Origin of the sequence: Eisenbergiella porci (assembly GCF_009696275.1) — a bacterium.
GTDB lineage: Bacteria > Bacillota > Clostridia > Lachnospirales > Lachnospiraceae > Eisenbergiella > Eisenbergiella porci.
In genome coordinates this window covers 1-14,477 of sequence record NZ_VUMI01000028.1, presented here as the reverse complement: position 1 = coordinate 14,477, position 14,477 = coordinate 1, and the positions used below count along the sequence as shown (strand labels likewise).

7 protein-coding genes are annotated in these 14,477 nt (G+C 49.4%); all 7 read left to right on the top strand.

The features are described 5' to 3' along the window. Positions 1-19: 19 nt before the first annotated feature. The gene (locus FYJ45_RS16550) at positions 20-5,212 is read left to right on the top strand and encodes a DUF4132 domain-containing protein (protein ID WP_154465885.1); all 5,193 of its coding nucleotides are present in this window, start codon (positions 20-22) and stop codon (positions 5,210-5,212) included. A 162-nt stretch (positions 5,213-5,374) separates the two neighbouring features. Beyond that, complete coding sequence (locus FYJ45_RS16545) at positions 5,375-8,077, top strand: DEAD/DEAH box helicase (RefSeq protein ID WP_154465883.1); 2,703 nt, start codon at positions 5,375-5,377, stop codon at positions 8,075-8,077. Positions 8,078-8,202: 125 nt separating this feature from the next. Further along, on the top strand, positions 8,203-8,538 hold the full coding sequence (locus FYJ45_RS16540; RefSeq protein WP_276924981.1) for a cytochrome C biogenesis protein: 336 nt from the start codon (positions 8,203-8,205) through the stop codon (positions 8,536-8,538). Between the two features lie 151 nt (positions 8,539-8,689). Beyond that, the gene (locus FYJ45_RS16535) at positions 8,690-9,856 is read left to right on the top strand and encodes a hypothetical protein (protein WP_035323273.1); all 1,167 of its coding nucleotides are present in this window, start codon (positions 8,690-8,692) and stop codon (positions 9,854-9,856) included. 262 nt (positions 9,857-10,118) lie between these two features. Further along, a complete protein-coding gene (locus tag FYJ45_RS16530) occupies positions 10,119-12,260 on the top strand; it encodes an ATP-dependent helicase (protein WP_154465879.1) in 2,142 nt (713 codons plus the stop codon). A gap of 185 nt (positions 12,261-12,445) precedes the next feature. Next, positions 12,446-13,042, top strand: coding sequence for an SOS response-associated peptidase (locus tag FYJ45_RS16525; protein WP_154465877.1), 597 nt, complete (start codon positions 12,446-12,448; stop codon positions 13,040-13,042). A 101-nt stretch (positions 13,043-13,143) separates the two neighbouring features. Continuing rightward, entirely contained in the window at positions 13,144-14,358 is a 1,215-nt protein-coding gene (locus tag FYJ45_RS16520; RefSeq protein ID WP_154465875.1) for a metallophosphoesterase family protein, read from the top strand. Positions 14,359-14,477 lie beyond the last annotated feature (119 nt).

Genomic DNA, 14,477 nt, shown 5'->3' with positions numbered 1-14,477 from the left:
GCAAAAGGAGAGAAAAGGGATGGCATACGATTATCAGAGCAGACAGAAGCTGGTGGAAGCATACCGGGCAAAATGGAAGCGTAAACTTCTGCTCGTTCCGGGAGAGATTAAGGAAGCGGCGGAAGAAATGGAGAAATTCGGCGGGTACAGGCAGGATACCCTGACCTTTCTGAAAACGGCCCAGGAGCGGCTGAAACAGGGAAATTTCAGCACGCCCTCCGAATTTATGAAAGCATATTACCGGAAGCTGGTGCGGCTGTTTGCGGGAAAACAGTTTGAAGAGGATCTCTATGAGATTATTGATAAATTCAACCAGTTTCCCTATTCCCACAGCATATACCGCAGGACGGTGCGGACAAAATCCTATTTTCCCAGCCTGGAACAGGTATTCCGGCTTTTGTATGCTTACCGGATTATGGATTTTTATGATTGCAGCATTTCGGATTATCTGATGGACCGGCTGCCTGAGGAAAAGCTGGATTATAAAAGAAATCAGGTGTATTCATTTTCCTTGAAACATCTGGACGATATGATCGCTGCCAGAATTGACCGCGGAGATGCACAGGTTATCGAAACGGCCAGACAGCTGATACTCAGTGACAATAATACGGCGGTTATCACCGTGGATCTGATCCGCGGCATTATCAAAAGCTCCAACGATGAGCTTCATCAGCTGCTGGCGGATTTCCTGCTGGCGGCCAGACTGCAGGAGGGCGTCAGGCAGGCCGTCTGCGAAAATGCGGACTGCGGTACTATCGCGGCCTTCCGGCGGATTTTTGATACGGTTTGCGCAAATAACCTGATCCGTTTTGCTTCGGTGAAGCGGGCGGTGGCAACCTGGACGGGCATCTGCGATGTGGAAAATGCGGATCGGATTTCCGAAAAAATGCTGAGACTGATGGAGGCCTCAATAAAAGAGCCTGCCATAGCACGGGAATATGTGCAGACGAATGACAGCATACAGATTGCGGTGGGCCTGTGGACGCTGGCCTTTTATGAGCTGCAGGACGCCATTGCGGTGATGGGGGAGTATCTGGAGCAGGGCACGAGAAACCAGATTCTTACCATGTCCTATTTTAACCGGACCCTGGAGTGGGAAGCCTTTACCGAGATTACGGCAAAGAAGGCGTTTTTAAAGTATGCGTCGGATCCGGAAATCCTGGCGGCTTTTATGCCCACCTACCTGACGCGGGCGGAGGAGTATGCGGGCTGGGCGGTACAGGTGCGTCCGCAGGATAATAAGAGGGGGACGATTTACCGCCCGATTCCTGTAGAATGGCTCTTTGAAGATGCAAAGGAAGCCAGGGCGCACTATGAGGTGCTCAAAGGGCTACTTTTGGGTATGAAAAAGAAAACCCTGGAATTTTCTCCCTGTATTTTTCCCTGGTACGGCGTGGTGCTGACTAAGGGGGATATTCTGAAGCGGATGTGTGTGATTGCATACATACTGGGTGAGGAAGCCCGCATTGAGGAAACGGCTGCCCGGCTGTCGGAGATGAATTTAAGCGACGTTTACACCAGCCGTGCGAAATGGGTGGAGCTTCTTCTCCATGCGCCGGAGAATGACAGGCAGAAAAAGCTTCTGTTAAGCTTCCTGGGGGACAGGGAGACGAGTACCAGGCAGACTGCGTACCGGCTGGTGGAAAAGCTGGAGCTTTCCGATGAGGATTACAGGCAGATGGAAGCGCTTTTGAAGTATAAAAAGGGGGATATCCGCCAGAATGTTTTGAAGCTGCTGCAAAGACGGGATGACGAAGGGCTGGAGCTTTCCGTAAAACGTCTGCTTAAGGATCCTGCAGAGGAGGTACGCGAGGGCGGGCTTACGCTGGTGCGGGAAGCGAAGATCGGCGGCCGCCCGGAGGCGCTTGTCGGCCGGCTCGTACAGGAGGCCGGAAAGCTGGAGGGCGTTTCCGATAAGGAACAGATTCTTCTGGAGGAGGTGACGGGGGAGGCTTCCTCCAGCCGGATTCTGGAAGAGGAGGGTTACGGTCTATACAGCCCTTCCGCGCAGCCCGAATGTCCCGCGCTGCCTGCAGGCAGTGAGCAGCTGCGCTCCTATCTGCGTATCAATGAAGGAAAGCTTAAGGGAATCATGCGCCGCCTTTATGATCTCCTGACAGAAAATGCAAACCTGGAATACAAGGCGTGTAACGGTTATGAAATGCTGCTGGGGGACAGACTTTCCATGGTAAGCCAGGATACCGCCCTTGCGCTGGAGGACAGGTATCCCTTTAAAGAGCTGTGGATTCGTTTCTATGAAGAGAATATCGGTGATCCCCATTTGGTGAAGCTTCTTCTTCTGGCCTGGGGAAACAGTATCGGAGACGGCCGGACGAAAAATCAGGAAGTACTGTACGCTAATGCCGAACTTCTGCTGGGAGACTTTGCGGATTTCCGGGTGCCTCAGGATCGTAATTTCAGTAACGGTTATGGAAGCAGCGCGCATACGGTGCTGACCATTCTAGACAGTATGTATGGAAATGAGGAAGAAAGGCAGTGGAGAAGGAAAGCCGCGCTGGAGCTGGCCGCCTGCCTTGTCCGGGATGTTCCAGAAAAAGAACTGTGGTATGAAAAAGAGAAGGACACCCGTTTCTATTACGCCTATGATCCGGGAATGTATGCGCTGACGGATATCCCTGCGGTTTCCGCCCTGATGCGCACCCTGGCGGAAGGGAAAACGCAGGAGGAGTTCAGAGAAGGCTTTTTTGCCCTGTACCGCCTGGATCGGCGTTTTCAGTATAATGAACACCGCGGGAACCAGCGGATGTATTCCTATAATAACAGTTCCCGGACGCAGCTGACGATTCTTGAATATGTAAAAGCCTTTCAGATGGAAATGATACCGGCGGATACGGTATATCAGGCGATGTTTGAAACGATTGGCCTGGCCTCCTCCATGGAGTCACTTTCCCTCCTGGTGGCGGAGCATCTGCGGCCCTTTGAGAAAAACCGTCTGGGCGCTTATCTGACGGCGGCGGAGCTGGAAGCGGAACGGCCGGATCCGGAAAGTCCGTTTGTAAAAACAGGAAGGGAATTTTTCTTCCGCGCTGTGGATAAAATTCTGGATGTGGAGCTGAAAAGAGGGGATCTGCCCACGGTATTTTCAGGAAGCATTTCGTCCATTAAGCGGATTTTCGGTATGGATCGCCTGATTGGGATTCTGAAAGCGCTGGGAAATGATACCCTGGATCGGACCACCTATTATTACTGGTCAGGCACCGGTACGGGGAAAAGGGAATGCTTAAGCTACCTGCTTCAGAACTGCTGGCCCCTGGAGGGTGAGGATGCCGGGAAGCTGAGAGAACTGCTGAAGGGCACCCGGATCAAGGAACAGAAAATGATAGAGACAGCCATGTATGCGCCCCAGTGGCTGGACATCATCGAAGAATATCTGGGCTGGCCCGGACTGAAAAGCGGCTGTTATTATTTTATGGCCCATATGAACGAGCGCTTTGACGACAGGAAAAAGGCCATGATTGTCCGCTTTACGCCGCTGACGCCGGAAGAGCTGAATAATGGGGCATTTGATGTGAACTGGTTTGAAGAGGCCTACGCACTTCTGGGAGAGGAGCGCTTCGGCAGGCTGTATGACGCCGCCAAGTATATTTCCGACGGCAGCAAGCATGCCCGCGCCAGAAAGTATGCGGACGCGGCGCTTCACAGGGTGACGGCGGAAAAGCTGGAGGCGGAAATTAAAGCAAAGAGAAATAAGGATCTGCTGATGAGCTACGGCCTGGTGCCTGTAAAAGGGCAGGAGGAATGGCTGAAACGATATGAATTTTTGCAGCAGTTTTTGAAGGAGAGCAGGCAGTTCGGCGCGCAGCGCAGGGCAAGCGAAGCCCTGGCGGTTTCCATGGCCATGAAAAACATGGCCACCAAGGCAGGCTTTGCAGATGTGACCCGTCTGACCCTGGCAATGGAAACGCAGCTGGTGAAAAGCTACGCTGTATTTTTTGAGAAAAAAGAAGCGGAGGGCGTGTCCCTGAGCCTGTCTGTGGATGAGTACGGAAGGGCGTCCATTGCGGCCGGGAAAGACGGGAAAACATTAAAGGCCGTACCGGCCAGGCTGAAAAAGAACGAGTATTACCTGCAGCTGAAAGAAGTATATACGAAGCTGAAGGAGCAGTATTCCCGTACGGTGAAGATGTTTGAACAGGCCATGGAGGAACGGGAGCGTTACCGGTTCGGCGAGCTTCTGGAGCTGTGCGGCAATCCGGTGGCGGAGCCGGTGGTGCGCAGCCTTGTGTGGATCGTGGATAAACAGCCGGTATCGGGCGGCTCCCGGCGGGAGAATCCATCGCCGGCGAGCGGTTTCGGACAGGAAAGCCAGCTGACGGCCAGCGGGTTCCTACGGGAAAATGGGCTGCAGGATCACAGCGGCAGGATGGTTCCCCTGGATGCCGGGGATTATCTGCGTGCGGCGCATCCGGCGGATCTGTACCAGGAGGGAAGCTGGACGGCATATCAGAAATTCCTGTTTGAAGGCGGGAAGAAGCAGCCCTTTAAGCAGGTATTCAGAGAGCTTTACGTGAAGCTTCCCGAGGAACTGGAAAGGACCCATTCCCTGATGTTTGCGGGAAATCAGATCCAGCCGTCCAAAACAGCGGCCTGCCTGAAGGCCAGGCGCTGGGTAGCGGATTATGAGGAAGGGCTTCAGAAGATTTATTATAAGGATAATATCATCGCCCATATCTATGCCCAGGCGGACTGGTTTTCTCCCAGCGACGTGGAGGCGCCTGCGCTGGAATGGGTGGAGTTTACCGACAGAAAGACCTTTGAAGAGATAAAAATCGAAAAGCTTCCGGATATCGTATATTCGGAGGTGATGAGGGATGTGGATCTGGCGGTGAGCGTAGCCCATGCGGGCGGCGTGGACCCGGAGACCAGCCATTCCACCGTGGAAATGCGCAGAGCCATCATCGAGTTCAATCTGCCTTTGTTTGGGATTACGAACGTGACCCTGGAAGGAAGCCATGCGCTGATTGCAGGAAAACGGGGAAGCTACAGCATCCATCTGGGCAGCGGAGTGATTCATCAGCAGGGAGGGCACCAGATTAATGTGCTGCCCGTCCACTCCCAGAGCAGAGGAAAGCTGTTCCTGCCGTTTTTGGATGAAGACCCTAAGACGGCGGAAATTATGTCCAAGATCGTTTTATTTGCCCAGGATAATAAAATTAAGGATCCTTATATCCTGGATCAGATAAAGGCATAGTAAAGACGGAAGCGAAGCGGTAGCCGGGCCGGAGGTGAAGCAGAAGCTAAGCCAGGTGCTGGCAGAAGCAGGGCCGGAAAACCGGCGGAAGCCATATCGGAACCGAACCGGCAAAGAAAAACAAAATGATAAGCCGGAAACAGGATAAAACAGGAGTCAGGAATGGAAATTAAGGAGCTTGTGGTCTATGAAAAAGAATACCCGGAAAGGAAGGCCGTTTTTTCAGAGTTTCCGCAGGATATGCTGCCGGAGCTGAAAGGCTATCTTGAAAATGCGGGAATTCCCCGTTTATACTGCCATCAGGCGGAGATGTTTGAGCGCGCGCAGAAAAAAGAAAATCTGGTCATCACCACCTCCACAGCCAGCGGCAAAACATTGGGTTTTCTGCTGCCGGTTCTTCAGGAAATCCTGAAAAATCCCCTGGCCAGGGCAATTTTTATCTATCCAACCAAGGCGCTGGCGGCGGATCAATACAGGGCCATCCGGCCGTTGGTGGATTATTTCGGGGAGGACCGGGTCTGTGCGGGAGTCTATGACGGGGATACGCCGGCCAGCGAGCGGAGCCGAATCCGGAAGAATGCCAATCTGATACTGACCAATCCGGAAATGCTCAACGGCGCGTTCCTGCCTAACCACAGCAGGTATGGCTTTGATTTTATTTTTTCCAATTTAAAATATGTGGTCATTGATGAGCTGCACACCTACAGAGGCGCCTTCGGCTCCCATCTGGCAAACGTGTTCAGGCGTCTTTCGCGGATTTGCAGATACTACAGGAGCGCACCGCAGTTTTTGTGCAGTTCCGCCACCATCGCCAATCCGGTGGAGCTGGCGTCGGAAATATGCGGGCAGGAATTTTCGCGGATTTCCAGGGACGGATCTCCTGCGGGGGCGAGAACATACAGATTCCTCCAGCCGCCCAAGATCAAGGGGAAGGACGGAAAGGACTATGGGCAGGTGCCCTCAGCGGCGGTGGCCTCCCAGGTGATAGTGCGGCTGGTGGAGGAGAACAGGAGCTTCATAGCGTTTGCCAAATCGCGGAGAAACGTGGAGGTGGTGCTGAAGGAGGCTTCGGATATTCTGGAAGGGGAAGGCTGCTTTGCCTCTCTGGCTAATCGGATATCCGGCTACCGGGGCGGCTATACGCCTGCGGAGCGTAAGGAAATCGAAAATAAAATGATATCCGGCGCGCTCACCGGCCTGATATCCACCAACGCGCTGGAGCTTGGCATCGATATCGGTAAAGTAGAGACTACGGTGCTGGTGGGGTATCCGGGAACGAGGGCTTCCTTCTGGCAGCAGACGGGCCGCGCGGGAAGGAATGGGAAGCCCTGCTGTAATTATCTGATTCTGGAGAATCTGCCCTTTGACCAGTACGTGGCTGTGAACCCGGACTGGCTGTTTTCCGGGGCGAGCGAAAACGCAATTGTGGATAAAAACAATCTTTTCATTGAGCTGGCGCACATCCGGGCCGCCGCCGCGGAGCTTCCGCTGACGCTGGATGACATTTCCGTGTTCCCGGATCTGGGGGAGACGATTCCTGTGCTGCTGAAGGTAAAGGAGCTGAACGGGCAGAATGGGAAATTTGCCTGGTCAGGCAGCGCATTTCCCGCAGGGGATTTCAGCCTGCGTAATATTGATAAGATCAGGTACAAGCTTATCCTTAAGGACAACGGAAGGGAAATTACGGAAATGGATGAAATGCAGGCCTTCCGGGAACTCCATGAGGGAGCGGTTTACCTTCATGACGGCGTCCAGTATCAGGTGACGCAGCTGGATCCGGAGACCCATACCGCCCTGGCGGCGCCCTTTCAGGGTAACTTTTATACCATGCCGGTATCTGCTTCGGAAATCCGGATACTGCACAGCGTCAGGGAATCGGAATATAAACGGACAAAAATCGTGTTCGGGGATGTGAATGTAAATACGATTGTGACCATGTACCGGAAGCTGCAGTTCCATAATCATCAGAGCCTGGGCTTTGAACAGCTTCCCGCGCCGCTTTGCAAGGATATTGATACGGAGAGCACCTGGATACCGATACCCGCCAATGTGGCGAGGACCTACAGGCGGCTGATGCAGATCCGGGAAAACGGCAAAATCATCCGCAACAACCATTTTGAAGGCCTCATGTATGCGCTGAAGAATGCGGCGATGATGGTGACCATGACGGAGCAGGAGGATATCGGAATGGCCATGTCCTCCAATGCGGCGGGAGAGCAGGAATGGGATCCGCAGCTATCCGGAGAGGAGGAGATACCCTTTGGGGGAATGGATACCCTGTTGTTTTTTTATGATCAGTATGCGGGCGGCCTGGGCTATGCGGAAAAAATAGCGGACTGCATGCCCCGTATCATTGAGAATGCGATCATGCTGGTAGGCGGCTGTTCCTGTGAAACAGGCTGCGCGGCCTGCATCGGGGATTACCGACTGGACAAGGGGCTGGTGCTGTGGGGGCTTAAGAATCTGTCAGAGGAATCCCAGCCGCCTGTGAAAATGTACAAGGATACAAAAGAGCCGCTGCCGTTTATCCGCAGCCCTTTTACCCTGAAGGAGCTTGAACAGGCGGGAAAATGGGAGGAGTTCTGTGCTTTCCTGCAGAAAAAAGGCGATCCCTTTGCCGCCTTTCTTTCTACGGTTCCCATGGTGGAGTGGAAGGACAGCCGGCTGATACTGTATACATCCCATGCTTTTTACCGGGACTGGGTGCTGGAGGAGAGCAATTACCGCAGCCTTCAGAATATTTTCCGCTTTTATACGGATGCGCCCGCCGGCCTGCGGTTTGATATCCGTACGCAGGAGGAAGCCTCACCGGAGGAGCGGATGAGGATCCATGAGAAGCTTATGAGAAATATAAATAAGAAATAATAGTAACGGTTCAGACAGGACTGTTACAAATAATAAAGTAATCTGCGCAGCGCCCAGATGATATAGACGCAGGATAGTGGAAAAAAAGGAAGCGGCGCGGCAAGGGTAAACTGATGGAGGAAAAAGTGAATATTGATGTTACGGAAGTGAAGCTGGAAATATATGTGCCGGAAGAATATATTGAGCCGGTACGGGATGCGCTGACGCATATCGGCGCCTGCCGGGTCGGAAATTATGACCATGTGGCAGCTTTCCATTGCTCAAGGGGATCCTGGCGGCCGTTACCGGGCAGCAGCCCGTTTAACGGAAAAACCGGGGAAATCTGCTTTGGTACGGAGATGAAGATGGGGGTGCGGTGCCCGGTAGAGATTGTGGAGACTGCGGTTAGGGAAGTTAAAAAAATTCATCCGTATGAGGAGCCTGTTATTAATGTGATTCTGCTGTTAGATATACAGTGTTGATAAATGATAGGAATTGAAGTTCATTTTTATAAGAAAATGTAATATAAACATAATTTTAGTACTATTCAGGCGGTAAATACAAATGAAATAGTATAAAAAGATATATATAAGTGCTATAATACATATAAAAGTATAAAAAGGGGTGATAAAGGTGGATGAAAGGTATCAAAAAGTATTTAAACCGGGGACATATCCGGAACTGACATATGTAGTAAGACAGTCTGTAGAGACAAAGTATACTTATGAAGAAAGATTACAGCAGAGTTTAAAGATAGACGGGTATTTAACGTATATCATAGGGCCTTCCAAAACGGGGAAGACAGTACTGTGTGAGAGGGTGATTGGACAGGAACGTATTGTATCTATGTCGGGAAATGATTTTGCTAAAGCTTCGGATTTTTGGGAAATACTTGGCAGAAAAGTCGGTTTGTCCATGGATGCCCAGGTAAGCGAACAACAGTCTGATTTATCTAAAATGGAACAGAAATCAACGACGGTTAAAAAAAATTACAAAGGCAATAAGGATAGGGTAATAGAGTATTTCAAGGCAAAAGATAAAATTTTTGTACTTGATGATTTTCACTATGCTTCACCGGAAATTCAATATGATATTGCGTGCCAGCTGAAAGAAGTAATTCGCCTGGGTTTTAAAGCAGTGGTAATTTCCCTGCCTCACCGTTCAGATGACGCTATCCGGCTGAATCCGGATCTGGCAGGCAGGATTTCCGTAATAGAAATAAAGCCATGGGAGCAGAAACAGCTGGAGGAAATTGCCCGGAAGGGCTTTAAGGAACTGAATATCAGGATTGACGAGGCATTGATTTCGAGGATAGCGCTGGAAAGTATTCATTCGCCTCAGTTAATGCAGGCTATTTGTCTGAATATTGGTCTGCTGCCTTCTGATAATCCGGTTATTACGGATGAAGTAGTAGAAGAGAGCTGCAGGTTTACCTGTATAAATCTTCCATATGCGGATGTTGTACGGATATTAAAAGCAGGGCCGCCCACCAGAGGACAGAAAAGATTGCAGTATGAGTTGAAGGATCAATCTCACAGGGATATCTACGGCCTTATCCTTAAGGTTCTGGCAGATAATCCTCCGCTTGTGGAAATTGAGCTGGCGGAGTTAACGGAGCGGATTCAGAATAATCTTGTGAATTCTAAAATAGGCAGGGAAAAGGTAAAGGATACATTAAAAAAGTGGCAGGATATTTTAAACAATTTGGGTGCACTGTATCAGGTAATGGAATGGAAGGATGACATTATGCATATACAGGATAATCTCTTTTTGTTTTATATCCGCTGGGCATTTATTTAGGAGTGGGTATGTTAATACAGAAATTAATACAACAGGGGACAGCGCTTACGGAATGTTCAGATTATAACAAAGCGAAGGAAGAATTTGTCTCATGGAGTCAGGAAGTGAGAAGGACGGCGGCTTTTTGCAGATTGTCTGAAGAAACACAGGAAATTCTGAATGTAAAGCTTCATTTTCATGAAAATGAGTATTCAACGGAAGATAGCATGGTTTCTTTAAGACGGCTTTTTAAAATACGAACGATCAGACAGGAAGGATTTTCATGCAGGAACAAGTATTGCCGGCAGAATTGAATGAATATCAGAGAAAGGCGGTGTTTAACGACAGCAGCGCCTGCCTTGTCAACGCCAATGTGGGAAGCGGCAAGACCACGGTGCTTACAGCCAAGGTGAAGTATCTGCACGAGGCCTGCGGGGTGAATTGTGAGGATATGGTGGTTCTCACCTTTACCAACAAAGCAGCCGGGGAGATCAGGGAACGCCTGGGCGCTATGCGTGATCAGGGTGAGCTTGTGCAGATGCGTTATTTTGGGACCTTCCACAGCGTGGCCCTCCAGCTTCTGCGCGAAAGGCTTCCGGTGCAGCAGCTGGGCTATACGCCGGATTTTCTGGTGATGGACCCGGAAGAGGAGCTGGATATGGCGCTGCACCTGATCCAGGACAGAAAGCTGCAGATCAAATACCGGAACCGGCTGAAGAAGCGTCTTGAGCAGGAGGATGAGGAAGCTGTGCCGTCAGAAAACGGCCGGGAAAAACTGCCCTCCCCTCCCGGAAGGCGGATTCAGGATGATATGCCGGTTTTGCTGCAGGCTATGAAGGAAGAGAAGCGGGCGCGCAACCGGATGACCTTTGCCGACCTTATCCGGAATACGGAGGCTTTGCTTGCCGAAGTGGAATGGAGGCCGGCCTGGGTAATTATCGACGAGGTGCAGGACTGCGATGCATGGCAGCTTGCGCTGGTGAGGAGACTGCTTGATAAGGGAGCCAGGCTGTTTGCCGTGGGCGATCCCAATCAGGTGATTTACAGCTGGAGAGGAAGCGCCTGTAATGTTTTTTATACACTGCGCACAGAATACCAGGCTACGGAGCTGTCCCTGCCGGTAAACTACCGTTCCAGCGCCTCCATTCTGGAAGCGGCGTCCGTATTTTCCCAATATGGCAGCAGTCTTACAGGAAACAGGGAGCGGGGAAGCAAAATCGTGGTAAAGAAACACTACGATCCCTTCCAGGAGGCCTGTTATCTGGCGGATCGGATTAAAGGACTGCAGGACAGCGGCATTTCTCCTGGACAGATTGCGGTGTTTTACCGTCTCCAGAATCAGTCCGGTGTATTGGAGGAGGTATTTGCCAAGGAAGGAATTCCCTTTCAGGTTTCGGTGAAGCACACGCTCCGGGACTGTCCTGTACAATACTGGCTGCTACAGGTGCTCCGGTTTTCCCTCAGCCGGGAGGATTATCCGGCGGGGATCTATGCCCTCAGCCATAAAGAATACGGAGAACGCAGGAATGGAAAGCCGATCACGGAAAAAACGGCTGCGGCAGTGCTTCATGGGGAGAAAGATCTGAAGCTGCCATTATATGAAAGGATGCTGGCCTTTCCGGAATGCTGCCCGTCGCTTGACAGCCCGCAGGCGCTGTATGATTATTTTTCCCTGGATGGATATCTGCATCCCACCTCTGCTTCTTTTCAGAAGGATAAGGAAAGGATCCTTGCCATGCTGGAATCCTTATTTCGGCAGCAGCCCTCGGAGGGGGAAAATCTGCCGGACCGCTTGCGGAGCTTTTTAAATGATGCGGTGCTTTACGGTCTTCCGGAGCAGGAAACGAAGGAAGAAGACGGAAGGGTAAAGCTCATGACACTCCATGCCTCCAAGGGACTGGAATTTTCCTTTTGCTTTATCATCGGGGTGAATTATGGGCTGATTCCGCTGCGGACCGCGGGCTTTGAGGAAGAGGACGAGGAAAGAAGGCTCTTTTTTGTGGGAATGACCAGGGCAAAGGATTTCCTGGAGCTTTCCTATTATACCAATCCGGACAACCGCGTCATGCCGGGAGAAAGCCGTTTTATCCGCATGATTCCGCCTGAATTGATTCAGGAAGAAACAGCGGATCCGGCGCAGGAAAATTTGCAGGAGCTGAGAAAAATGGTACGGCAGGAAATAGAAGCCAGGCAAAGCAGGGCAGAAGAGACGCTGGAAGCAGATTTACCGGAGCTGCCGAAGGAACCCTCGCAGCCGCAGCCTGCCGGAAAAGAAATAATACAGCCAAGAACCGTAATCCACAGAAAATATGGCCCCGGCACAGTTATCCGTGAGGACGATGCCATGATGGAAATAGAATTTGAGGGCTATGGCGCCAAAGAATTCCTGAAAGCCTTCAGCGCCATGGAGTTTGTAGAGGAATAAAAGAAGGGAATTATGGGAAACTTAGTAAGCAAACGGGTAACTGTCCAACAGGTCTGTGCATTTACTGCACAGACCGTAAGAAAGTGATTCAGGAGTGCAAAAATCCCATCGCTGAAGGCGATTTAGGATGGATTTTTGCAATAACTGTGAAGGTACTGAACAGTTAAGAAAACGGAGAACAAAGAATGTGTGGAAGATACTATATCAATGACGAAACCGCAAAAGAAATTGAAAAACTGATCCGCCAGATAGACGATGCGCTTCTTGTTTCCTGCAAAGAGCGGGACGTTTATCCGTCTGCCAAAGCCCCCGTTATCCTTGCCGGCAGTGAGCAAAGCGATCAGCTGACCGCCGGGGAATTTACCTGGGGATTCCCTTCCTACAGTAATAAAGGAGTCATTTTCAACGCCCGCAGCGAAACCGCTCTGGAAAAGAAAACCTTCCGGGAAAGCGTAAAGCAAAGACGATGCATCATACCTGCAACCGGCTTCTACGAATGGTCGGAACAAAAAGATAAATATTTTTTCAGGGCGCCGGATCGCCGTGTCCTTCTCTTCGCCGGTTTTTACCGACACTATGAGGACGGGGACCGCTTTGTCATCCTTACCACACAGGCCAATCCCTCCATAAGTTCCGTCCATCCCCGTATGCCCCTCATACTAAGCCCCCAGGAGGTACAAACCTGGCTTTTCGACGATAATGCCACCGACTTCCTCCTCCATAAACGCCCTGCCCCTCTGGAAAAAGAACTAAAAGGCCAGCTGTCACTATTTGATTCATAATTTTTTCTGTGTGGTGGGCAGAATTAGATTTCTATTTAATAATCGGATTGTTTTAACAATATACTCAATTAGCCGTAACGGCTATACATAGGGGGATAAAAATGAGATGGATGCACATTTCTGATGTACATATGAATAAAGAATTCAACAATGTCATTTCCAATATTTTGAGGGATGAGCTTCCGGAGTTTATAAAGAGTAACGGATTTGAAGCAGATTATCTCTTTGTCACAGGGGATTACAGGGATTCGGCTTATATGGCAGATAATTCCTTGAAAGAAGATCTCTATCAACAGGCTGTTAATGTTGCTGACTATATTCGGGAAATTGCCAAAGCACTGCATGTTTCATCAGATAACGTTTATCTGGTTCCGGGAAATCATGATTTGGCCAGGCAGTCATGTGATAAGGAGCAAATAGAAAAAATAAAACAAAGCTATCCTAAATTCCGGGAAACATTAACAAATCAGGAACAAAGCTATCTATTACAAAGATTTGAATTTTTTGACATGATAGAGAAACAAATTCATCCGGAGGAGAGTAATGAATGCAGATCGTTCCACCGTTTTTATCAAGAGGACAAAGTAGATATACTATGTTTAAATACTGCAATTACATGTTACGGACAAGAAAAAGAAGGAGAATTATTTCTTGATTCAGAGTCTGTAAGAAAAATAATTTCCAATACGGGCATACAGCGTCCTTTAATTATACTTGCCCATCATGATTTAAAATTTTTAACGCCTGTGGAAATGGAAAACTTAAAATTTATGATAAGAAACAGGAGTGTATTTTATCTATGCGGGCATTCCCATAAGTTGGAATATGGCTATGACGACGAGTCAAAAATATGCAGGATTATGGTTGGTACAACAAAACATGCAGAAGGAGCCTATCCTATTATTTCCATGGGTGATATTTCTGACAGGGGAGACCAGGCTGGTTTTACATTTTATAAATATAATTTCGCCGATAAAACAGGATGGAATTTATACAATGAATTTAGTTATCGAATTAATAAAAACAGGATAGGTTTTATAGGAAGCAGCATAGTTAATGATACAAATATTAATTTTGATCTTGTGCAGCTTCCATTAAAACAGACAACGAAGTCAACAAAAGAAGAAAGAACAGTCACGCTGAAAACATTGGCAAAAATAAAGTCTGCATTATGCGTATTTGAGAGAAAGCAAACAATTACAGTATCAGCCAGGGGGCTGCCTGTTAATGCAGGGATTGTCATTGGGTATGCATTACATAAAAGACAAGGCATTCAGCTGCAATATAAAAATAATGATATATTATTTTGGTGTTAGTCCGTAAATGTGTTGGTAAGGTTATATAGTCAATATCCCAGCCGTTCTTATATCCTTATTATTGTGGTAATAGCTTGTGCCGGTTACTGCCAATACGGTTTCCGTCAACCGCCCGATTA

Coding starts and splice junctions, on each gene's coding strand:
- FYJ45_RS16550 (WP_154465885.1), top strand. CDS start 20: ATGGCATACGATTATCAGAGCAGACAGAAGCTGGTGGAAGCATACCGG.
- FYJ45_RS16545 (WP_154465883.1), top strand. CDS start 5,375: ATGGAAATTAAGGAGCTTGTGGTCTATGAAAAAGAATACCCGGAAAGG.
- FYJ45_RS16530 (WP_154465879.1), top strand. CDS start 10,119: ATGCAGGAACAAGTATTGCCGGCAGAATTGAATGAATATCAGAGAAAG.
- FYJ45_RS16525 (WP_154465877.1), top strand. CDS start 12,446: ATGTGTGGAAGATACTATATCAATGACGAAACCGCAAAAGAAATTGAA.
- FYJ45_RS16520 (WP_154465875.1), top strand. CDS start 13,144: ATGAGATGGATGCACATTTCTGATGTACATATGAATAAAGAATTCAAC.